At 43.7% G+C, this 23736-nt stretch carries 18 protein-coding genes; 13 read left to right on the forward strand and 5 right to left on the reverse strand.

What is annotated here, in order from left to right; translation table 11 throughout:
- Window positions 1–180: 180 nt before the first annotated feature.
- Both CIK80_RS07740 and CIK80_RS07745 read left to right on the forward strand, forming a co-directional pair.
- Window positions 181–576, forward strand: coding sequence for a hypothetical protein (locus CIK80_RS07740; protein ID WP_143516790.1), 396 nt, complete (start codon window positions 181–183; stop codon window positions 574–576).
- A gap of 98 nt (window positions 577–674) precedes the next feature.
- Window positions 675–1373 carry a hypothetical protein gene (locus CIK80_RS07745; RefSeq protein ID WP_095569567.1) on the forward strand — a complete coding sequence of 233 codons (699 nt, stop codon included), beginning with the start codon at window positions 675–677 and terminating at the stop codon, window positions 1371–1373.
- Window positions 1374–1459: 86 nt separating this feature from the next.
- Here the strand turns inward: CIK80_RS07745 and CIK80_RS07750 are convergent, their stop codons facing one another.
- The gene (locus CIK80_RS07750; protein WP_095569568.1) at window positions 1460–1720 is read right to left on the reverse strand and encodes a DUF1289 domain-containing protein; all 261 of its coding nucleotides are present in this window, start codon (window positions 1718–1720) and stop codon (window positions 1460–1462) included.
- 185 nt (window positions 1721–1905) lie between these two features.
- On the opposite strand from CIK80_RS07750, the gene CIK80_RS07755 reads away from it, so the two are divergent.
- The 3 genes from CIK80_RS07755 to CIK80_RS07765 all read left to right on the forward strand — a co-directional run bounded on the left by CIK80_RS07755 (window position 1906) and on the right by CIK80_RS07765 (window position 5416).
- On the forward strand, window positions 1906–2577 hold the full coding sequence (locus tag CIK80_RS07755) for a YqiA/YcfP family alpha/beta fold hydrolase (RefSeq protein ID WP_095569569.1): 672 nt from the start codon (window positions 1906–1908) through the stop codon (window positions 2575–2577).
- Window positions 2578–2702: 125 nt separating this feature from the next.
- The gene (gene parE, locus CIK80_RS07760; protein WP_095569570.1) at window positions 2703–4589 is read left to right on the forward strand and encodes a DNA topoisomerase IV subunit B; all 1887 of its coding nucleotides are present in this window, start codon (window positions 2703–2705) and stop codon (window positions 4587–4589) included.
- 161 nt (window positions 4590–4750) lie between these two features.
- Window positions 4751–5416 (forward strand): lysophospholipid acyltransferase family protein, encoded by a 666-nt coding sequence (locus CIK80_RS07765; protein ID WP_095569571.1) that lies wholly within the window; start codon window positions 4751–4753, stop codon window positions 5414–5416.
- Window positions 5417–5565: 149 nt separating this feature from the next.
- Here CIK80_RS07765 and CIK80_RS07770 read toward each other — a convergent pair whose 3' ends face one another.
- Window positions 5566–6351 (reverse strand): SDR family oxidoreductase, encoded by a 786-nt coding sequence (locus tag CIK80_RS07770; protein ID WP_257011716.1) that lies wholly within the window; start codon window positions 6349–6351, stop codon window positions 5566–5568.
- Between the two features lie 335 nt (window positions 6352–6686).
- Here CIK80_RS07770 and CIK80_RS07775 point away from each other — a divergent pair, with 335 nt between their 5' ends.
- A complete protein-coding gene (locus CIK80_RS07775; protein WP_095569572.1) occupies window positions 6687–8003 on the forward strand; it encodes a hypothetical protein in 1317 nt (438 codons plus the stop codon).
- A gap of 110 nt (window positions 8004–8113) precedes the next feature.
- On the opposite strand, the gene CIK80_RS07780 is transcribed toward CIK80_RS07775, so the two are convergent.
- A complete protein-coding gene (locus CIK80_RS07780; protein WP_095569573.1) occupies window positions 8114–9877 on the reverse strand; it encodes a mechanosensitive ion channel in 1764 nt (587 codons plus the stop codon).
- A 458-nt stretch (window positions 9878–10335) separates the two neighbouring features.
- On the opposite strand from CIK80_RS07780, the gene CIK80_RS07785 reads away from it, so the two are divergent.
- Complete coding sequence (locus tag CIK80_RS07785) at window positions 10336–11067, forward strand: FKBP-type peptidyl-prolyl cis-trans isomerase (RefSeq protein WP_062845708.1); 732 nt, start codon at window positions 10336–10338, stop codon at window positions 11065–11067.
- A 270-nt stretch (window positions 11068–11337) separates the two neighbouring features.
- Here the strand turns inward: CIK80_RS07785 and argA are convergent, their stop codons facing one another.
- Window positions 11338–12660, reverse strand: coding sequence for an amino-acid N-acetyltransferase (gene argA, locus CIK80_RS07790; protein WP_062845707.1), 1323 nt, complete (start codon window positions 12658–12660; stop codon window positions 11338–11340).
- A 340-nt stretch (window positions 12661–13000) separates the two neighbouring features.
- Between argA and CIK80_RS07795 the strand changes: the two genes are divergently transcribed.
- A complete protein-coding gene (locus tag CIK80_RS07795) occupies window positions 13001–13588 on the forward strand; it encodes a hypothetical protein (protein ID WP_095569574.1) in 588 nt (195 codons plus the stop codon).
- A 134-nt stretch (window positions 13589–13722) separates the two neighbouring features.
- Here the strand turns inward: CIK80_RS07795 and CIK80_RS07800 are convergent, their stop codons facing one another.
- Complete coding sequence (locus CIK80_RS07800) at window positions 13723–14718, reverse strand: patatin-like phospholipase family protein (protein ID WP_095569575.1); 996 nt, start codon at window positions 14716–14718, stop codon at window positions 13723–13725.
- A gap of 246 nt (window positions 14719–14964) precedes the next feature.
- Between CIK80_RS07800 and recG the strand changes: the two genes are divergently transcribed.
- The 5 genes from recG to CIK80_RS07825 all read left to right on the forward strand — a co-directional run bounded on the left by recG (window position 14965) and on the right by CIK80_RS07825 (window position 23611).
- Window positions 14965–17298, forward strand: coding sequence for an ATP-dependent DNA helicase RecG (gene recG, locus CIK80_RS07805; RefSeq protein ID WP_095569576.1), 2334 nt, complete (start codon window positions 14965–14967; stop codon window positions 17296–17298).
- A 314-nt stretch (window positions 17299–17612) separates the two neighbouring features.
- The gene (locus tag CIK80_RS07810) at window positions 17613–18296 is read left to right on the forward strand and encodes a TetR/AcrR family transcriptional regulator (protein WP_095569577.1); all 684 of its coding nucleotides are present in this window, start codon (window positions 17613–17615) and stop codon (window positions 18294–18296) included.
- Window positions 18297–18387: 91 nt separating this feature from the next.
- Window positions 18388–19716 (forward strand): efflux RND transporter periplasmic adaptor subunit, encoded by a 1329-nt coding sequence (locus CIK80_RS07815; protein WP_095569578.1) that lies wholly within the window; start codon window positions 18388–18390, stop codon window positions 19714–19716.
- On the forward strand, window positions 19713–22811 hold the full coding sequence (locus tag CIK80_RS07820) for an efflux RND transporter permease subunit (RefSeq protein WP_095569579.1): 3099 nt from the start codon (window positions 19713–19715) through the stop codon (window positions 22809–22811). Before CIK80_RS07815 ends, CIK80_RS07820 begins: the two co-directional genes overlap by 4 nt.
- Before the next feature lie 167 nt (window positions 22812–22978).
- Window positions 22979–23611, forward strand: a complete 633-nt coding sequence (locus CIK80_RS07825; RefSeq protein WP_095569580.1) for a YceI family protein — start codon at window positions 22979–22981, stop codon at window positions 23609–23611.
- Window positions 23612–23736 lie beyond the last annotated feature (125 nt).

Genomic DNA, 23736 nt, shown 5'->3' on the forward strand with positions numbered 1-23736 from the left:
CGTAGCGCCAATGGTAGTGTGGTTCGCCCATGTGAGAGTAGGTCATCGTCAGCTCTCTATTCTGACTAGCCCCTTGATACTAACGTATCAAGGGGCTTTTCTTTGCGCGTCTTTTTCAAGCATTTAAACACTCTACGTATTAGGTTCTATTCAGACGAAATAGCTAAACTGAACAATGATGTGAAAGAATTAACTAAACAAAACTCTATTTTATCCAACAAAGTTGGTCAGTATACAAAGGTAACTAACTCGTCTGAATTTGATGAACTAGAAAAAATTCTTAATTCAATAGAGGTGAAAATTCCACCTAATATTATCGATGGGCGAGAAAATGTAATTCAAACTTTATTTGTTCTATTTGAAACTGTTCAAGAGACTCTTGTTACTGGTGTAACAAATCAAAGTCAGCAACATGAATCAGTATATTTTTTATATAATAACGTCTGTCCTAAGCTGAAAATTCATGGGCTAGTTCAGAATGAAAAAGTTGCTAGCGTACGATGGAGAAGATTTTCTATCACTAAAAAGGGACAAGATTTTTTAGCATATTTAGAGAAGAAAAAGTTAACTAGCTGATAGAAACTCAATCGGATGTTTGAAAGTATAAAACTACCTGACTATTATTACTTCGTTTGGAATATTTAATTATATTTCTATTGAATAGAGAAAAAAGTATGGAAAAAACATGGGCGTCTGGAGCTTTAGAGCTATTAAAACACGCTGATTCGCATATTGAGCTTAATACAGCTTTTGACAGTAGAATGGCATTCATTAGCATCGACAACTCTGTCGAAACATCAATTCGAGTATTTATGTCTCTACCTGAAAAAATATCAGGCATAAAATTCCAAAGAAAAGAAGTAGAAGAAGCTGGAAATAGCTTTCCTAAAATGGTGGAGCTAGTTTTTCACAGAGCTCAATCTAAGCTTTCTGGTTTAAATGATAGTGATATAGAGCACTATCATAGAATAAGAAACCAGCTATATCATAATGGTACTGGCTTAGGAGTGGATCGCCGTTATCCTGTTGCTTATAGACAAATAGCAGCGGTTCTTCTAGATAATCTTTTCGGTATAAAAGCGGTGTCAAGAGAAGCCGAAGCAACACTCGAAAACCTAATTTTACTTTTTAATGAAGTAGAAACGTTAGTTCGTGAAATATTTAATTATTCTAATATTGACACTGATCATACCTTTAAATGGGAAATGGCTATGAGAGCTGGTGTTTTAGAAATTACAGATATTAATCAATTGACAGAGCTTAGGATAATTCGAAATACACAAGTTCATTCAAAAGCCGAAAATATTGATAGAGAGAGAATTAAGTTGGGTGTGCAAATAGCAGAAGACTTAATACAGAAATTAAAATCTTGATCTATCCTTTCAACTACGAGTTCATTATATTTATTCTTTAACATAGGGTTTCTAGGAATATTTTTTATTTGAAACCATATAAATCCTCAAAACAACTCACCCACCTCAAACTCTTCCTCAAAATCAAATCCTAACTGCTCATTTTTACGCTGTCTCATTTGCTCAATACGCTGTTTACGACCTACAATAAGCCGTAATACCTCTCGACGCTGTTCTGTCGTCATTTCATGCCAAAATTGGCGCTCAGGACGACTGCGCAAGCAACCAAAGCAATAGCCTTTTTTATTGCTTTGACAGACACCAATGCAAGGGTTGTCTATGTCAAACAGCTCAAACTGTGGGTTCATGGCGGCTCCATCGCTATTACGGTCATTCCTTTGACTGGCGCAAACTATTGTCATAGTCCTATTATGTCGCAAATACCGAATAATAGTGTGCCGTTTTATTGTTACTATGTTTACTGGGCGGATGTTATGCTGACGTCACAGACATTATAAAACAATCACAATAAGTCGAATAAGCGAGATGATATATGAACCTCATTTATATTCATGGATTGGACAGCGATGCCAATTCTACCAAAGGCAGATTATTAGAAGCGTATTGTCAGCAGTATTATCCTGATATCCCCGTATTACGCCCTGATTTGAATCAAGCGCCTGAGCACGTTTTTGAGCACATACTATCATTAATAAAAAATGCCACTAATAAAAACCAAAGTATTGAAGGCGCACCATTTGCGTCTAACAACACCGTACTAATAGGCAGCTCGTTAGGTGGATATTTTTCTACCTTGGTCAGCAATCATACGGGTTGCCCAGCACTATTATTAAATCCCAGTACGCAGCCTCACATCACGCTACAACGATTTGCCAATGAAGCTATACCATCTAATAGTGACGCCAGTGGTAGCAAAGATACATCGTTCGACGATTATGTTCTACATTCGACGACAGGTGGCTGGGATATTACCAATGCTGATTTGCAATGGTTTGCGAATCATCCGTTATCGACGGTGAATCATCCAGACAAAGTGGCGGTACTGATTAAAGAAGGTGATGAATTGTTAACTCCTGAGTTGGCCAAAGACTTCTATCAAGAGCAAGGTGCGGCAGTGACGGTGCAGGCGGGCGGCGATCATCGATTTAGTGATTTTGGTGAGCAATTACCGATGATACTTAAGCTGATACAGCAGTTGGTCTAAAATCGCATCAAATAAATAGACGACATTATATGACGTGAGCGACTGACTATTACCGTTAAGGTCGCTATTTTTCGTTATAATGGTTCAATAGAATCAATCGCACATGAACAATTAAGGATGCATTTGTGAGTCAATATAATGCGCAATCGTTAGAAGTTTTAGAAGGACTTGAGCCAGTTCGTCGTCGTCCCGGTATGTATACCGATACCACACGCCCAAACCATCTAGCGCAAGAAGTCATTGATAACTCGGTCGATGAAGCATTGGCAGGTTATGCCAAAACCATCAAAGTCCAGCTGCACGCTGATGGTTCATTGTCTGTCGAAGACGATGGTCGCGGTATGCCGACCGATATTCACCCTGAGTTTAATCAATCTGGTATTGAGTTGATTTTGACCCGCTTGCATGCGGGTGGTAAGTTTTCGACTTCCAATTATGAAGTCTCAGGTGGTCTACATGGCGTAGGTATTTCGGTCGTCAATGCGCTATCGACACGCGTCGAAGTGACGGTATGGCGTGACAGCACGCAGTTTGATATGGCATTTGAGAATGGCGCGCCCGTGACACCTTTGACGGAAGCGGTCAGTTCAAACAAACGCAAACGCGGTACCAGAGTCCATTTTTGGGCCGATGGTAGCTTCTTTGATACGCCCAAATTTAATGTCAAACAGCTTAAGCATAATTTAAAGGCCAAAGCAGTTTTGGCGGCTGGGCTGACGATTGAGTTTGTGGATGATATCAACGATGAAAAAGTCGTTTGGCAGTTTACCGATGGCGTGGTTGAGTATCTAAACGAGCAACTAGATGGGCTTGAAACGTTACCGCAAGCGCCGTTTTATTATAATCATGAAGCCAAAAACGGCGCACGTGCAGGCATTACTTTTGCGTTATCTTGGTTGCCTGAGGGCGGTACACCGATACAAGAAAGCTATGTGAACTTGATCCCAACGGCGCAAGGTGGTACGCACGTCAATGGTCTGCGCACGGGTATCTTGGAAGCATTGCGCGAGTTTTGTGATATCCATAACTTGCTGCCTCGTAGTGTGAAATTGACGGCAGAAGATGTGTGGGACGGGGTGAATTATATCTTGTCTTTGAAGTTTTCAGAGCCGCAATTTTCTGGTCAAACCAAAGAGCGCTTGTCTAGCCGTGAAGCAGCTGGCGCGGTACAGACACTGGCAAAAGACGCGTTTAGCTTGTGGCTGAACCAACATGCCGATATGGGGACGCAAATTGCCGAGCTGGCGATTAACAAAGCAGGTCGTCGTCTCAAATCTGCCAAAAAAGTCGCCCGTAAAAAAATCACGCAAGGTCCTGCGCTACCGGGTAAATTGGCCGATTGTCGCGGTGATCTACGCGATGGTGCTGAGCTGTTTTTGGTCGAAGGTGACTCTGCTGGCGGTAGTGCCAAACAAGCTCGTGATCGTCATTATCAGGCGATATTACCCCTGCGTGGTAAGATTCTTAATACGTGGGAAGTCTCGTCAGATACGGTTTTGTCTAGCCAAGAGATTCACGATATCGCCATTGCAATCGGTGTTGACCCAGCCTCTGATGATTTGTCAGAGCTGCGCTACGATAAAGTTTGCATCTTAGCCGATGCTGACTCTGATGGCTTGCATATTGCTACACTGATTTGTGCATTATTCGTCAAGCATTTCCCAGCATTGGTGGATGCAGGTCACTTATTTGTCGCTATGCCACCGTTGTACCGAGTAGATGTGGGCAAAGATGTGCATTATGCATTGGATGAGTCTGAGCTTGAGCAGATTTTGGCAAATGTACCGGGCAATAAAAAAGCACAAATCACGCGCTTTAAAGGGCTTGGCGAAATGAGTGCCGATCAGTTACGTGAGACCACCATGAACCGTGATACACGGCGTTTGGTTCAGTTGGACATGGACGATATGGTATTAACCAATGGCATTATGGATATGCTATTAGCAAAGAAACGCGCGGCTGATCGCAAGACATGGCTTGAAAGCAAAGGCAACTTAGCAGATATATCATAAGTACGATTAGAGGCCTGTTTTTCATTCGCTTACGACTGATAGGTGTTGAGTGATTTAACCTAGCGTTCCATAAACCAATGAATAATAAAACCTATAAAATTCAAGGTAGTAGTTTAGGCTTGATGGTATGATACAGTTATCTTTTACTATATGGTGCCATCATGACATCAAAGGTTTTGAAACGTTCTAAAGTATTGCCTAAGCTCAGTAGAGCGCAGTTGGGCGATAAAATTCCCAAACGTGGTGGCAAAGTGACACCAGTGGTCGCGTCTGCCTTACAAAAAATGGCTGGCTGGCGCAATGTGGGTGAGATTCCAAATATTCCGCAAGCAGTGGTCTTGGCGCTTCCTCACACCTCTAATGTCGATGGTATCTATGCGATTCCAGGTTTGTTTGCCTTGGATCTGAACATAAGTATTATGGCGAAGCATACCTTGTTTAAAATACCCGTCTTCGCTCAGCTCTTACATTGGGTAGGAGTCATTCCTATCAATAGAGGCAATAAAGGGTCAGTACTGCAAGCAAGTATTGATAAATTTAAGACAGGTAAACCCCTGTTTTTAGGATTGGCACCAGAAGGTACGCGCCAATATACTGAAAACTGGAAAACAGGATTTTATTATTTGGCAGTCGGTGCAGGAGTGCCTATTTTACCAGTGGCATTGGACTACAACACCAAAGAAGTTCGTTTTTTATCGCCTGTCTATCCTAGTGGCGATATCGATGCTGACCTACCAAAAATCTATGCTCAATACAAAGGGGTTATACCCAAGCACCCTGAGCGTTTATCGCAGCCGCTACAAGATATGAATAACTCGCCTGATTAAAAAAGATGGCTACGGCGTTTCATAGCAGTGATTATGTAGTTGTGAATTGCTTATTGTCCAATCGGTAAAAAAAGCCCTTGATATCATAAGATCAAGGGCTTTTTTATTAGATCTGCTTTGTTTTGATCATCAAAACTTGAGCAACTTGCCTAAAAATTTGGCTGACCATTTGAAGCACTTACCCCGCCATCAACAGGCAGATTGACACCTGTAATCATAGAAGCGTCATCGCTGGCTAAGAAAGTAATGACTGCTGCGATGTCTTCGGGCGTTGCCAAACGACCAAGAGCCGAGCGAGCGAAGAACTTATCCTGTTTTGATTCGTTGTCTTGAATTGCCGTGGTCATATTCGTCTTAGTCACGCTTGGATTGACCGCATTCACACGAACGCCGTCAGGGCCATGATCTAACGCTAGAGTACGCGTTAGGTTGGTAACGCCAGCTTTGGCAGCATTGTAGGCAGCCATGTTCCAATCACCACCCATACCTGACAGTGAGGAGACATTAACGATATTGCCTTTGGTGGCTATGAGGTGCGGCATGACTGCTTGAGAGACATAAAAATTCCCGTTCAAATTGATATTGATGGCAGTATTCCAATCTTCAGTAGATAAATCTGTTATCTTACCTTGTATGGCTTTGCCAGCATTATTGACCAAAATATCGATTTTTTCAAACGTATCTATCGCGGCTTGCACCATTTCTTGCACTTGGCTTTGTACGCTGATATCACAGGTAACGCACAAATAATTATCAGTATGAATCCAAGTATGATCTTCTGGAAACTCTTTGGCGGTTTCCTTTAACGTTTCAGCTGTGCGCCCTACCAAAACGACGTTCGCGCCTTCTTGGGCGAAGCGGATGGCGGTTGCACGACCGATACCCGAACCCGCTCCTGTTACGATCACGGTTTTTTCTTTAAAACGCTTCATCATTGTCAATCCTTGTTATTATATGGTATTCGTGAAATAGGCTTAATAAATGTACCTGAAAAAAGGGCTTGGGCGCAGTTTATAATCTGTAAGTCTGCATCCGATGTGTATTATTCTCACACTATCATAGCGATGCACTCTTATAAAGGTGACATTGTTCCATAAAACTGAGGCATTTTAACTTTTAAGCTTCTGGCAAGCGCGCTATAGTCATTAAGGCAAGCTGGTCAAACAGGGCGCTTCATGAAGCAGCTATAAGCATAGTACGTAATATAGTCTCTTGCTTACGCCATTACCTACAAACTAACGTGTTTATTTGACAATAAAGGGTTGAAAACGTGTCTTATTCGACTACTGCGATATCTGATCAGTATGATATCGCTAAAGAGTTGACTTGCTATTTGCAGTCAACTGCCATTGAGATTTCTTTGGTCAATATGGATACCATTGAGCGTCAGTACGGTGCTCACTATGTTGCTCGGCAATACTTGTACCAGTTATTATCAGGCAAGCTGTCGGTGCTTGAAGTAACCTTGTCCCTACCTTTGGACAGTAGTATTGCAAAGATTGAGGCTGCCCGCTTAGCAACGCTAAAAGCCGCCACAGTTTGGCAAAAAAGACAGAATAAGCAGAGCGAAACGGCCACTCATGCTGTTTTGGTTATGGACATTCATCTGACTGATGACAACAGAGAAAATGAGAATGGGATTAGTGATGACCAAAAATATAAAAATCAACGCGTCAAACATCATTTTGGTGCGCGCTATTTTATGGAGCAGTTGGTTTTAGATACAAACGATAGCGTACAGCGACTACAAGTTTTTAACTGGCATGATTGGCACTCAATATTGGAAGCACTACAAGCACCATGTGAGTTGTGGCGATTTTTGGATTACCATTTAGATCAGCTAGAGAACGCTATCAATGGTCAAGTATCAAGCTTTGAAACAGAAACAGCGCTCGTCACCCAGTTCTTAAACCGTCCTGCCCTATTTACCCCAGCAATCGTGCTAGACAATGCACTCATTAAATATAATATCCAAGATGAACCCAATCCAGCTTTGACCTCGATGACGCTTGCTTATAAAAATCAAAGCGTAACCGTACAGATGTATCATCAGCACTTACAACAAGCAGCACATCTATGGTCGCAGCTTAGTGCCCAGATGATAGAAGCGTCAAGAGAAAAACATATAGGCAATGATGATAAAGCGGTCTTAGCTAATGAGGTTACCCATTGGCAACAACAGTTGTTGGACGAGTCGTTATTTTCGCGTCATGAATTGGTTCGTACCTTGTATAAACACCCAAAACAAGAACCAAGACTGCAGCAGACAGGGTATGTGGTGCATCAACATTCTTACGAAAGTTTGGGGCGACATTATGTATTGATCTTTTATGGACAAGATGCAGAAGGGCACCACAGTAAAAAAACGATTCAACCAAATCTTTCAAAGATTGCTCAAGATGTTGCAATCCGTTTGCCAATCGCTGAACTTCATCATGTCATTGTGCTTGGTATCGAGTTTATTAAGGAAGCTGAGGATACTTTTATAGATATTGATTTGTGGATTCAACCCGTCAATGCCATGACTCAGCGCGAGCGTCAATTAACCAAGCAGCTACAGCAATTTAAAAAGCAAACTCTTAAATAATAAAGTTGAATGTGACGATTTACTTTAAAGACATTTGAACTTCTCTCTACCCATAAAAAAAGACAGCCTAAGCTGTCTTTTCCGTATTTAGTAGTAAAAATAGCAAATGCTTATTTGTTATTAATATCGTCATCAAGACCGTTATTAGGCAATAAGTGATCATCACCAACGATATCATTATTAACGGTATTGTTGTTACCGATAGTCGTGTTATCAAGGCTGCTATTACCAAAGCCACTAGTACCAATATTGTCATTGGCGATATCATCAGTATTTACGTTTGTAGTATCAACGATATCTGTGTGTACATTGGTAGTCGACGTACTTGTCGTAGAGGCAGACAGCGTATTTTCACGAACTGACTCAGCAAATTTTTCTTGAGTTGACTTGTTTGTCTGAAGCGTCGATTTTGCTTTTGCTTCGTCTGTTTCTTTATCCATTTTGTCTTGCATTTTGCGTAAGAAACGAGCAGCTGCTTCTTGACCACCAAGACCAAATGACAATGCGAAAGCCACGGCTACAGCGCCTAGTGTTAAACCAAATGCTAGGTTGACGATAGAGTCTGCAATACCCATTGCTTTTAGACCCATGGCAAGTACTAAGCCCATGATCAATACACGTACGATATTCGCTAAGAACTGTGAACCTTGCTCAGAACGCTCAACAACACCAGCGATGACATTGGCAAGCCAAAAACCGATGAAAAGAACAATCGCGCCTAAGATGATATTGGCACCAAAAGCGATAAACATGGTAATGATGCCAGAGATAGCAACAAAACCTAGTAAGTCAGCAGCAGCGATGGCAGCAAACAACATTGCAAAGAAAATGATGGCATAACCAACGAGGTCAGAGACTTTCTGACTGCCCATCGTTTGTTGTAGACCAACTTTTGCAGGTAATTGGTTGATTTCAGTGTTTTCGAGCAGGCCTTTGATGATGTTGGCGACCATACGTACAACGTAGAAGGTCACTACTAAAATGGCTACTGCCATGAAAATGTTTGGTAAGGCTTCCATGATTTTGTTTAGCATGTTCGTCGCAGGACGAGCAATGACTTCGATTTTTAATGCATTTAACGCAGCAATGATAGTTGGGATAATAACGACTAAGAAAGCCAATGAACCAGCGATGTTCGGTAAGCTGTTCTGCTCATTCAAACCTGCTTTTGTCGCAAGTGCTTGTACATCAAAGGTAGAAACTAGGTTGGTCACGATACCGCGTACGATCTTGGCAATGATATAACCAACAACGAAGACGACACCAGCGATTAAGATGTTAGGAATAAAGTTAAAGATTTTATCAACCATATTTGTCAATGGAGCAAAGAGACCGTTAAGCTCTAATTGACCAAGTACCATGGTCAAAACAACCAATAAGATGAACCAATAAACCATGTCAGCAATGGTGCTGCTCATTGGTTTTACGCCAGCTTTTTCGCTTAAACGTTCATCCATTGAGGTTTTCGCCAAAGCTGCATTGATAGCTGTGCGAGCCACAGTCGCCACAACCCAACCAATAACACCAACTGCAATAGCCACAATAAGATTAGGAATAAACATTAATACTTGGTTGACCATGTTTGCAAATGGTGCCGAAATAGAGTTTAAATTTAATTGGCTAAGCGCCCCTGAAATAGCAATGATAAAGATAAACCAGAAAACAACCTTAGAGATAATGCCCTCAAGATCGTAGGTTTTACCCGTTGAGGAGTTCATACGTTGGTTCAAATTGACTTTAGACAATACACCGCGTACAAGTGCTGCAACGCCAAGTGCCACAAGCCAACCGATAATGAAAATCAAGATAGCGCCGATAATGGAACCGATAGGCCCACCAAGATAACCATTGAACGATGTATACATTGGATTCATCTTATCCTCCTTTAATCATCATATAAAAGCTGCCAAACAATATTGCATATTCCATTATTATTGAGCGAATCCATTACATAGATGGTTATGATAAATAGTATTTTTTGAGTTAATTATGCAATGACATTATAATTTTTGAAGATAAAGCTCTATCAGAGAATATTGTTCTACCTTGTGTTAACTGCTTCACTACCAAGACTTCAATAAATAAGATAAAAGCTTACACTCGGTTACTTATCACTTTAACTAATTTAGCTTATCTGATGTATTAGTGGATTTAAAGATAGAAAGCTTAACGTGTTGCTGTATTTGTGTGATAACTTGTTATCGTAAGAAGAAATATTAACATAGACTGTACATTAGCCCGATAATTTCGTGTCAAATATGGCTCCTAAAACGTAGATTTGATATGATGGCAAACAAATTAATAGATACCATTTTATAACTCGAGAAATCCTATGAAAAAAATCACTACTTTAAGCGTTAGTGCCCTTGCCAGTGCAATGTTGTTGATTACTGGTTGTAGCACGAACAATGGCAATCAAGAAACAGCAGCGAAAAGCGTTTCAATTACCGAGCAAAGCCCAGCCACTGAAAAAGTTGGTTATAGTTTGGGTTATATGATGGCGGAAGGTAATAAAGAAGCCGTGCAAGACTTAGATCTTGATACGTTTGAGAAGGGGTTCCGTGACGGCTACGAAGGCAAAGAATCTGCATTGACGCAAGAGCAAATGCAAGAAGTATTGACCGCGTACCAAAAAGAGCAAGAAGAGAAGTTTGTTAAAGACATGGAAACCAAAGCAGCAGAGAACAAAACCAAAGGCGCTGCATTCTTAGCAGAAAATGGTAAAAAAGAGGGCGTGAAAACCACGGCGTCTGGTTTACAGTACAAAGTTATCACGGCTGGTACGGGTAAATCACCAAAAGCGACGGACGTGGTTGAAGTCAACTACGAAGGCAAACTGATTGATGGTACAGTCTTCGATAGCTCTTATGAGCGCGGCGAGCCAATCGAGTTCCCATTAAATCAAGTCATCGCTGGCTGGACGGAAGGTCTGCAGTTGATGAAAGAGGGTGGCAAATACGAGTTCTATATCCCAGCAGATATCGCTTATGGCGAAGCTGGTAACGCTGGTATCGAGCCTAACAGCACGCTTATCTTTACTGTTGAGCTATTAAAAGTAAAATAAAACGCCAATCAGTATGTAGCAAACACAAAAAAGCCTTCATTGTTATGAAGGCTTTTTTATGACTATAATAGTCAGTTCAAAATAAAATCGATACGTTAATAGCAACGTGCTACTGGGTGAATTTTTCTTGTTTGCTGTTTGCTGTTTGCTGTTTGCTGTTTGCTGTTTGCTGTTCGCGGCCGTGACAGAGGCTGCAAAAAATTTACCTCAGCAGCACTGTATCGGTTTTAGAGTAACTCGGCTATAAAATGTTTTATACGCTGACGTCAATTATAGGTTCTTTTGGAACACTTTTGAGTTGCGACCGTTATGATACTTCTCTAAACGTGCAGCTGGCAGCGCACTAGCATCCACTTCTTCAAAGCCTTGTTCAACGAACCAATGAGCAGTACGAGTGGTCAATACAAACAACTTATGCAGACCGTGACTGCGTGCTTGTTGCTCTAAGAATGCCAACAAATCGGCGCCGCGACTACCACTTCTATAATCAGGATGGACAGCGACACAGGCAACTTCTGCTGATGAAGCATCTAGCGGATGCAAGGCAGCACATCCCAAAATCATACCGTCACGTTCGATGACGCTATACTGATCAATCTCTTGTTCCAAGCGCTCACGCGAGCGGCTGACCAAGATTCCTTGCTCTTCTAGCGGTGATAGCAGCTCGATAAGACCAACCACGTCATCAATATCAGCACGACGAATCTCTTCGTAAGGGTCGTGACTGATCAAGGTACCAGAGCCGTCACGTGTGAATAACTCTTCTAGTAAGGCGCCGTCTTTAGCGTAAGAGATGATATGCGTACGATGAACCCCTTGACGACACGCCAAGCTGGCACAATTTAAGAAATAATTGATTTCGCAGTTCAAGTCACGATCTCGTAAAAAGCGATCCACTTCGTTTGGTATCATCTCGCGCAGCAATCGATCATCATCATTGATACCGGTTTCTTCACCTAAGAATATCAACTTATCCGCACCAAGTGCCACAGCAGCACTTAGAGCAACGTCTTCTGCTAATAAATTAAAGACTTCGCCAGTCGCTGAATAACCCATTGACCCCAAAATAACAATATGGTCGTGCAGTAAATTATTTTTAATGGCTTCAACATCGATAGAGCGAACTTCGCCTGTCATCTGATAATCCACACCATCACGAATACCATAAGGGCGTGCGGTCACAAAATTACCTGAAATGGCATCAATGCGTGAGCCGTACATGGGTGAATTGGCCAGTCCCATCGACAGCTGGGCTTCGATCTGCAAACGAATCGCCCCAACGGCTTGTAAGATAGCAGGCATTGCTACCCTTGGGGTAATACGAATATCTTGATGCAGTGGAGAGGCGATACCCGTACCATCTAAATTATTCTCGATTTGCGGTCGTGCCCCATGTACTAAGACGAGCTTAATACCTAAGCTGTGCAGTAAGGCAAAATCATGGATAAGCGTACTAAAATTGGGATGATTGACCGCCTCTCCACCAAACATAATCACGAACGTTTTGCCGCGATGTGTGTTGATATAAGGGGCAGAGTTACGGAACCAATGGACGTAGTCAGGGTTAATTTGTGGCATAGCACTAGTAGTCATAGTAGAGGCAATAGTTGTTTGAATAAAGAAAAGGCGTGGCAAAAAAATGCCAATCGCTAAAGATTTACCATAGCAAAAAACACCGTTATGAGCTATCTTTTATTTCAGTCGTATTCATCAATCTGTATCGCTGATAGACTATATACACAACCGCTACACGGGGTTAGTGTACGTACAAACGCTTTTTGCTATGCTAAACACTATTATTTTGCCGATACCGACCAAACCACAGATCGTCACGTCGATAACAAGGTCTCTACACGGTCCAAAATATATTAAAAGCGATTCAAGCTTCACCAGCCGCGTTTTACCGATATATTAACTAGGGATAATGAAAACCATGAAAAAAAGTAACCAATTTGCTAGTCCATTTAGTGCTTGGAGCGGCCATCGCTTGTTTCACGTTGTTGCTGGTACCCTTATCGGGGCGATGGTGGTGACGCAAGCCTCGGCAATGTTACCAACGCCAGAGCAAGCTGTTGATGGTTCGGTTGCTATGCAATCATCGGCTAATACAAACAGTCGCTCAAGCGCGCAAGCTGTCAATAGTAAGATTACAGCCTCGTTAATTAGCACCGACTCGAATGGTCAAGAAGTCTTGGTTCCTGTTAATGCCAGTACACGATTGCAGTCAGGTAATGTGTTAGAGTATCAAGGGTATTTTACCAACACCAATGCGGATAGAGTCCGTAAAATGACCGTAACGATGAGTATCCCTGAGCAAGTAGAACTACTGCAAACCGTTTCTCCTGATTTTCCTTATGGCAGTGCAGATGGTAATACCTTTGCTCGTATGCCTTTGCGTGGAAAAGTAGACAATAAATTGCAAGAAATTCCACTAAAGTACTATAAAGCAGTGCGCTGGGACCTCGAAGGCGTTGGTCTTAATGACACAGTCGTGGTGAAATATCGTGCGCGCGTTAAATAAATCTAGCATTTGATGTGAGGGTGTATTGCATTGTCATTAACGCTGTACTTACTCAAATATAAAAAGCACCACAGTTTATAGCTGCGGTGCTTTTTTAACACCTAGGCTTTTTAGCTGTTCTGTTGATGAATAGATCAGAGAGTCGCGTATTTGCTTGCTGATTTTTGTTTGATGAGCTGTTTAATGGCGGGAATGTGTGGTGCAGTTGCTTGCATGCCGGCTGTGATCAGTGCACGACGTTGGCTGGTATCAATTGAGCTTATGTGAGAAACCTGAGGAGTGATGACAACATCCGCACGATCACGCTCATGACGCATAGATAAGAGGTGAGTATTACTCGGCTGTGCGGCGATACTATTCTCCATAAACCCCCAAACGCTACTGAGGGAATTTAGTGTGGGCAGTTTGTTGGTACCAGAAGTCTGTTTTTGCGTTTCAACAGCTGTCACGTCAACCGCGATAATAATATCAGCACCCAAATCATGCGCACTATCTACTGGCACTAGGCTCACGACACCGCCATCGATGTATTTTTTGCCGACAGTTTCAGGAATGCGAGGGGCAATAAAAATATTGGGTACGCTACAGGACGCTTGTACAGCGAGACCTGCGTCCCCTGTGGTAAATACCGCTTTTTTTAAGGTGTGTTTTTCGGCAGCAACGGCAGCAAAACGGATGGGGAAGTTTTCGATGGTTTGCCCGCCCACCTTGGTATTGATAAAGTTTTTGAGTTTGATACCTTCGACAAAACCTTGGTTTGATAAGACAAAATCAGTCAATTCGCTATCAGTTGTGGTTATTGCCAAGCGTTCAAGCTGGGCTGGTGTGTAGCCGCTGGCATATAAGCTACCGACCAAACTGCCGACGCTGGTACCGACGATGAGGGTCGGTGTAATGCCTTGCTCTTCTAATGCTTTGATGACGCCAACATGCGCAAAGCCTTTCGCACCGCCACCGCCCAATACCAAAGCCACCCTTGGTGCCTCTGCGGCCTTTATTAAAGACGCAGAATTAGTCGTTGCAGGATCTAGTGTGCTGCAAGCACTCACAGGCAATATTAACATTGCCAGTATACTCAGACGTATTAGCGCTGCATGACGCTGGTAGTGACGATAGATGGGAGCAAACATAAAAAAGACCTTATATAATTGCCATTATGTAGAAAAGAAGGCATCAGTTATTGGTATGATATAAATGACTGATTTGTCTTTGAATATTTATGAAGCAGTATTACTAAATAGGTGACAATAAGCAATCATACTAACCTAAAAAATACGGCCAACAGCATCACATTCGCTTAGTCCATGAATTACGGTAAGATGTATCTTATATAGAAAAACCTATTACCTTTATCCATCATATTGTTAGGATCGTCGATGTCTGTTAGTCACTCGTCCATTCATTCATCAGACTATACTAGGTCTGATTTGCCTGTCTCAGCACTAGACATGCCAGTGACTGCGCTGGCAGGCGTTGGAACAAAAGTCGCTGAACAGTTGGCACAATTGAACATCAAGCGCGTGTTTGATTTGCTACTGCATTTACCTCGGGATTACGAGGATCGAAGCCGCTCGCTGTCCATTGCTGAGGTTGAACATGGGCAATCCGCATTGATTACGGGACGGGTCGTGCATGTCGATAATAAACGCAGCGGAATGACCGTTGTGATAGATGATGATACTGGCACGATCTCTTTGCGGTTTTTTAAAGTATATCCAGGTCTTGCCCAAACGATGAGTTTGGGGTCGCGACTACAGCTGTTTGGCGAAGTTAAGGTAAGCCGTTACGGTAAACAAATGAGCCATCCTGAATATCAAATCATGACGGATGGTATCGCTGTGACGAATACGGGTTTGCAGCCCATTTATCCAAGCGTCAAAGGCTTACATCAAAATAAGCTGCGTACATTGATTAAACTGGCTTTACAAACCGTTCGCAGTCAAGGTTTGCCGATGACGTTGTTAACGGCGGCAGATTTTTCAGTGGTCGCTGATTTGCCATTGGTGCCTTTTGAACCGACGAAGCCATTCGCAATAGAGTCTGAGTATTCAGAAGATATCTTTTCTACATTGGCACGTAGTGTGCCAGACCATAATGTCAATAATATCTATCCTGCGGCTGATGATAGCAATCAAAATATCAATCCTGAAGCGGTTAAAGTAGCCAATAGCAATGTCTATAATTTGACGATATTTGAAGCTTTAGTATTACTGCACACGCCGCCCACTTACACCGATGCTCGCCAACAATATAAGCTGTTGGCACAATTAAGTGCGCGCACGCATGCGGCTTGTCAGCGTTTGATCATTGAAGAGTTGGCGGCCCATCAGCTGAGCTTACTATACCGTCGTCAGCAATTGCACCAACACAAAGCACCTAAGTGCGCGACCAAAAGCGCGCTTGCTGATGCGTTGTTTGGTGCATTGCCGTTTGATCTAACGGGTGCGCAAAAAAGAGTCATGAAAGACATCACTGCTGATATGGCACTCTCAATCCCCATGCTTAGGCTGGTACAAGGTGACGTGGGTGCTGGTAAGACGTTGGTTGCCGCAGGGGCAGCAGGGTATGCGCTTGATAGCGGCTGGCAAGTGGCGGTGATGGCACCAACAGAAATCTTGGCAGAGCAGCATCTGCTCAACTTTAAAAACTGGTTTGAGCCATTGGGCATTGGTGTGGGCTGGCTTGCTGGTAAACAAACGGCAAAGCAGCGCCGCGAAGCATTAGAAGCGGTGAGCGACAACACAGTACAGGTGGTGGTTGGCACGCATGCGCTGTTTCAAGAACAAGTACAGTTTGCCAAATTGGGCTTGGTCATTATTGATGAGCAACATAGATTTGGTGTCGAGCAACGCATGGCATTGACCAATAAGGGCGTGGCCAAAAGTACGCCGCATCAGTTGATCATGACCGCGACGCCAATCCCGCGTACGCTGGCGATGAGTGTTTATGGTGATATGGATACCTCAATCATTGATGAGTTACCACCTGGACGAACCCCAATTACGACGGTCACCATTGATCGCAATCGCCGTGACGATGTGATTGAGCGTATTGCCATTAACTGCGAAGCGGGTAGGCAGGCGTATTGGGTTTGCTCGCTAGTAGAAGAGTCTAGTGTGCTGGACGCGCAAGCGGCTGAAGCGACCTATGAGGATTTAAATGAGCGCTTAGATATTCGCATTGGACTGGTACACGGCAAGATGAAGTCCGCTGAAAAACAAGCCATCATGCAAGCGTTTAAAGCGGGCAGCCTAGATTTATTGATTGCCACCACGGTTATCGAAGTTGGGGTTGATGTGCCCAATGCGTCACTCATGGTCATCGAAAATGCCGAGCGTTTGGGATTGTCGCAATTGCACCAGTTGCGCGGCCGAGTGGGCCGTGGTTCGACCAAGAGCTATTGTGTCTTGCTATATCAAAAGCCCTTGTCTGAGACGGGAACGGAGCGCTTAAATGTGCTGCGTGACAGCACAGATGGTTTTGTCATTGCGCAAAAAGACTTAGAACTGCGTGGACCGGGTGAGCTGTTGGGTAAACGCCAAACGGGTAACGTCGGATATTATTTGGCTGACCTGATTCGTGATGAGCAATTATTTGCCATTGCTCAGCGTCTGGCCAAGCATTTGATTGTAGACCCTACACGCAAAGCAGATGTCAGCCAACTTATTCATCGCTGGATGCCAGAGGCCAGTCGTTATACCAATGCTTAAAATGACTGGCAGTGTCAGTGGCTTATATCAAATGGCTTATATCAAATGGCTGGTATTAAATGGCTGGTACTAAATGATTAGTCGTAGAGTTTTGGTCACTAGGCTACTTCAAAACCCTAGCTCTAATGATCGGTTAGTTTCACATTTTTTGATAATACTGATCAGTGTGTGATGAACAATTATCATCAGTATTGTCTTAATGAACCTAGATCAATTTTACTGACTTCCTTGCAACCCACTAAGTGACTATTGTTATATACTATTTAGACATCTAAAAAGTTTGACTCAATCAATTGATTGATTAATAATAATCCATGACAAAATTATCCGAAATTGACTTTGAAACCGCGCTTGATCGAGTCGAATCTGAGCCGCATAGTAGCGCCGCCTCAATTTTACGATGCGCCGAAACGCTGTTCTCGACGAAAGGCTTTAAAGCGGTTACTACTCGAGACATTGCAAAAGCATCTGGCAAGAATATCTCCACCATCCACTTTCACTGGCAAAGTAAGCAGTCGCTGTATGAAGCGGTCTGTAGAATGCATGCTCGTCAGCTGTTAGCTTTTGTATCCCAAACGGAAGCCGCGATTGCAAATAGCACACTTGAGCCTACCCAAGCGTTAGAGCAGTGGATCGATAAAACTTTGGATTTACTGATTGAGAATCCAGCAATTGCTAAGCTCGCGTCACAGAATATCTCAGTGCAAAACAACCCAGAAATGGTGACTTTATTTGAACATGACATTCAAGTATTGGCACGATTTCAAGGCTATCTGTCCACATTTCTTGGTCCCACTGACGATCATACTAAGCCATTGCGCCTGTTCACCTTGCTTTATTTTACCATCGGTATGTTTACTGACTCGTCGTTACAACAAGCCACGCTTGGCGGTTCGATTTATGAACAACCAGAATTACAACAACAACTTAAATCGTTTGCAAAAAGTTTCGCAATGGGCTTATTGCAAAAAGAAAGCGCGCTAACCCCTAATTTGTAGGGTGTTTTGACCCGTGACTGTTTTTTAGTAATTGTTTAAGTGAGTGTTTAAAGGCTGCTTTTATTATTATCCGTATTTATAGAGAGTGATCATGAGCGATCTTAAAGAACCCAATCCCAAGTCATCATCTGATTCTGAACTACCACCATACCGTCAATCTGATGCCAATACTCACAAGTCTTCTGCAAAGATGCCACTGTGGCTATTACCCGTACTGGTAGGGGTGCTTATTGTTGGCGTTTTGCTTGGCAAGTACTGGGGCGGTAATGATGAAGAAGGAATGGATGGGTCAACAACCTCTGCGACTGAGCAAAATGACGGTTCCAATACCGGCACTGCTAGTGAGGAGCCAGCTGTACTATCGGTAGAAACAGTGATGCCCAATCAAGACGATATTGGCGCGACCTTAAGTGCTGATGGAACGATCAATGCCAAAGACACGGCGAATGTCAGTGCCAAAGTAAATAGTGTTGCCATTGAGCAAATATTGGTTGAAGAAGGTGATCGCGTCAAAGTGGGTCAAGTGTTGGCCATATTTGATACGGAGGCCATGCAGCAGCAAGTCTTGCAGGCAGAAGCTGATGTGGCAGAAGCGGAAGCAACGCTTGCCAATGCTAGCGCTGATGCTGTCCGCGTTCTGCCACTGATAGATATCGACGCGATCAGCAAACAAGAGGCGGATCGTTATCGTACGGCTGAGGTAAAAGCTCGCGCTGCATTGCAGGCGTCAAAAGCGCGTCTGAGCAATCAGCAATTGACACTAAAAAATGCCAATGTGGTTGCGCCTGTCAGTGGCGTTATCAGTGAAAAAATGGCTGAAGTTGGTATGGTCGCTGGTGGTGAGCCTTTATTTACGATTATCAAAGGTGGCGTTCTGGAATGGCGAGCAGAGATTGATCCCAAACTGGTCAGCGACATTCGTATCGGTACACCGGTACGTGTCAGTTTGCCAGACGGTGATTCAGTCATGGGGCAGGTGACTCGTATTGCACCGACCGCCGCTGACAACCGTCAAATTACCATTTATGCCAGTTTAGCCAACAATGCCAAAGTACGTGCAGGCATGTTCCAAACGGGAGAATTCCTATTGGGCAGTACCAGTACGCAAACCATACCGAACAGCGCCATCGTAAGTAATGATGGCTACGATTATGTGATGCTGGTGACCAACATAACGACGCAAAACGGTAAGACCATGGGTCGTATCAAGCAGCAGCGAGTGACGTTGGGCGAACGACTTGGAGACAATGTGGCGATCACAGAGCCGCTACCTAATGATAGCCAAGTGGTGAAGCAAGGCGGTAGTTTCTTAAATGATGGAGACTTGGTACGTCTCATTACCACTATGGGTCTAACCAACAATCAAGCAGATACCACAACCAATAACTCAACTGGCACAGCCACGCAGGCGCGCGTATGAGCTTAAACGTCTCCGCTTATTCAATTAAAAACCCGCTGGTCGCCATTTTGTTGTTTGTGCTGCTGACATTGGGCGGCATCTATGGCTTTATGAAAATGAAGGTGCAGCAGTTTCCAGATATTGACTTGCCAGCGGTCGTGGTCACGGTGACCTTACCAGGCGCTGCCCCTTCACAGCTGGAAAACGATATTGCAAAAAAGGTAGAAAATAAGCTTACCAGTATTGAAGGTGTCAAGCATATCAGAACGACGCTACAAACGGGCGCGGCCACCATGGTCACTGAGTTTGTGTTAGAAAAAGACATTCAAGAAGCTGTCGATGATGTGCGCTCGGCAGTCGGTGAGGTGCGGGGCGATCTGCCCGCAGCTGCCAATGACCCAATCATTACCAAGGTTTCGACTGCCGGGTTCCCTGTAGTGACTTACTCTGTTTCGGCTGAAAACATGAGTGTGGAGGATCTGTCTTGGTTTGTTGATGATACTGTCACCAAGCGTTTGTCCGATATTCCGGGTGTCAGTACGGTCGGCCGTATTGGCGGACTGCAACGCGAAATCACCGTTGCCGCTGATCCAATAACGCTCAGTGGTTTGAAGTTTTCGATTGCCCAATTATCGGATCAAATAGCGGGTATTCAGCAAGACAGTTCAGGCGGTGAAGCTGAAGTGGGCAAAACCACTCAGACCATTCGGGTACTTGGCGCTGTTGAGCGCGCCAGCGAGCTGAATGATTTGCAATTGGCTGTTCCGACAGGGGGCACGCAAGCACTGGGGCGTATGGCACAAATTACGGATGGTGCTGCTGACCCAAGCTCTATTGCCAAGCTGGACGATAAAACAGTGGTGGCATTTAATATCACCCGATCACGAGGGGCGAGTGAAGTTGATGTGATGGCACTGGTCGATGCAGAATTGGCAAAGCTCACGGCAGATGAAGGCAACATCACTATTGAAAAAGTCTACGATCGAGCGACGCCCATTTCTGAGGACTATGAAGCGTCGTTACGTATGCTGATTGAAGGTGGTCTATTAGCAGTCGTGGTAGTTTTCTTATTCTTACGCAATATTCGAGCCACCATTGTAGCCGCCGTTGCGTTGCCGCTGTCTGTCATACCTACTTTTTTGGGTATGTACCTATTTGGCTTTAGTCTCAATATCATATCGCTATTGGCATTGTCATTGGTGATTGGCGTATTGGTTGATGATGCGATCGTCGAGGTTGAAAATATCATTCGCCACCTTCGCATGGGTAAGACGCCTTATGAAGCAGCGATGGAGGCAGCTGATGAAATTGGCCTAGCGGTCGTCGCTACTACCTTTACTCTGATTGCCGTATTTTTGCCAACAGCCTTTATGGGCGGGATTGTGGGGCAGTTCTTTCGCCAGTTTGGCTGGACGGCAGCCCTATCGATTTTTGCGTCACTAATGGTGGCACGTTTAATCACACCAATGATGGCCGCTTATATCCTGCGCCCAGAAAAAAAGCATATTGAAAAACAAAGCGCGCTGATGGGTTGGTATCTTAAAATAGTAGGGTGGACACTGCATCATCGTTGGATCACGATAGGCGCAACACTGATATTATTTGTGGCTTCTTTAACACTGGTGAAGTTATTGCCCACGTCTTTTATTCCTGATAATGATATCGATCAAACCCGTGTGGAGATTGAACTGACGCCTGATGTAGCGTTGGCAGATACTGAGCGAGTTGCTGCGCTAGCAAGCGAGCGTATTTTGGCGATGCCTGAAGTGACGCATATTTTTTCTTCCATTGGCGAAGCACAGGCCACGATGGACTCAAGCTCAAGTGGTGGCAGCAAAGCAGAGAATATCGCAGGATTAGATATTGTATTGGCGCCAAGAGCCGAGCGAGCATCTAAACAAGAGATTGAACGAAAAATTAGTCGTGTGTTGTCAGCAGTACCTGGTGCGCGCTTTACCGTTGGTCTATCAAGTGGCGGTGAGAGTGGTTATAACTTCTCTATGACCAGTACCAATCCGCAGTTACTTGAACAGACTGTTCAGCAAGTTATGTCGGAGATTCGAGCATTGCCTAGTGCAGGTTCAGTGACCAGTGACCGCAGTTTGCCGCGACAGGAGCTTACTGTTACGCCAGACAGGCTTGCAATGGCAGATAAGGGCGTGACCACGCAAGATATCGCAACGACATTACGGATCGCGACCGTTGGTGATTATGAACAGCGCTTGTCCAAACTCAATCTAGACACACGGCAGATTCCTATCGTTATTCGTCTGCCAGATGTTGCCAAGCAAAACGTCAGTCAATTAGAAGGGTTATACGTTCCTAGCGCTGCACCAGCAGGACAAGGTGTGCGTGTAGGCGAGGTCGCTGACCTTGATTTTGGTACAGGGCCTGCACAGATCAGCAGGCTTGATCGAGAGCGTGCGATTAGTATTACGGTTCAGCCGGCAAATGGCGAGCTTGGGGATTTGGTGCAAGCAGTCAAAGCGGTCCCTGCTATGCAGACATTGCCGTCATCGATTACGATTATTGATCAAGGTCAAGCAGAGAACATGGCGGAGCTATTTAATGGTTTTATCATCGCTATGTCGGTAGGGGTGGTTTGTATCTTAGGCGTCCTTATTTTGCTATTTGGCCGTATATTGCAACCATTTACTATTTTAATGGCGCTGCCTCTCTCGATTGGCGGTGCTTTTGTGGGCTTGGTTATTACTAATAGTAGTCTCTCAATGCCATCCATGATTGGTTTTATTATGCTGATGGGTATCGCAACCAAAAACTCTATCTTACTGGTCGATTATGCCCTGATTGCACAGCGTCGTGGTTTGGCACGTTTTGAGGCGATTGTCGATGCTTGTCGTAAACGTGCGCGTCCCATCATTATGACGACCATCGCGATGGGTGCAGGTATGTTGCCATTGGTATTTGGTTGGGGAGATGCTGACCCTACGTTTAGACGTCCGATGGCAGCAGCTGTGTTGGGCGGGCTTGTGACGTCTACCTTATTGAGTTTGGTCGTGATTCCAGTGGTTTATACCTTGATGGACGACCTATCAGGTTGGTTTGCCAAATGGCTTGTGCCAAGTGGAAAACCAAGTGTTACTACCGAAAAATAAGCTAGCTAGAGAAGTGAGAGCGTCAGTAATGCTGGTTCAATTGTAATGACAGGACGATACTTATCAATGAAGTCTGATCCTGTCATTGCTATATAATCAAATGGAGAGACTGACCATCACATAGGATGTGATTGACCCAAACTGTACTACCACAAAGGAATGTCATCATGTACCGATTTTTATCTTTAAGCACTATACGCTTTTATCATAAAGCGCTCACTGGTTTATTACTAAGCGCATGGGTGGTGGGAAGTAGTCATGCTGCTACTATTTACCATATAGATCCCACGCATACTAATGTACGCTTCGCGATCGACCACTTTAAAACCTCTACCAACACTGGCGGTTTTTATAACTTAACAGGTCAGTTAGAATACGATCCAGAGGCCAATATAGGCAATGTCTCGCTTATCATTCCTTTGAACAGTTTGATGACAGGCGACAAAGCCTTTGATATAGCGCTTAAAAGTGCAGATTTTTTTGATATCGAAAAATTTCCACTGGCTCGTTTTGAATCCACCAAATGGCATTTTCAGAGGGATAAAAATCGTCCAGTGGTCACCAAAGTAGACGGTATGCTCACGCTACATGGTCAGACCAATCCAGTGACTTTAACGGCTACAAAGTTTAACTGCTATTTTAGTTATATATTGAAAAAATCGGTGTGTGGCGGTGACTTTACAACCACTATTGATCGGACAAAATGGGGAATCAGTAAATATACCTTGTTAGGTATCACTGAAAAGGTTGATTTGACCATTCAGATTGAAGCAGCAAAGCAGCAAAGCAGTAACTATTAAGCTCACTCATATTGAGCAATATATAAAACATGAAAAAGCCGAGACTTATGGCCTGAGTCTCGGCTTTTTTAGCACATGATAGTGAATTACTTTCTAAACAAATATTTCAATATCAGCAATAAGCC

This window comes from Psychrobacter sp. JB193 (assembly GCF_002285555.1).
GTDB lineage: Bacteria > Pseudomonadota > Gammaproteobacteria > Pseudomonadales > Moraxellaceae > Psychrobacter > Psychrobacter alimentarius.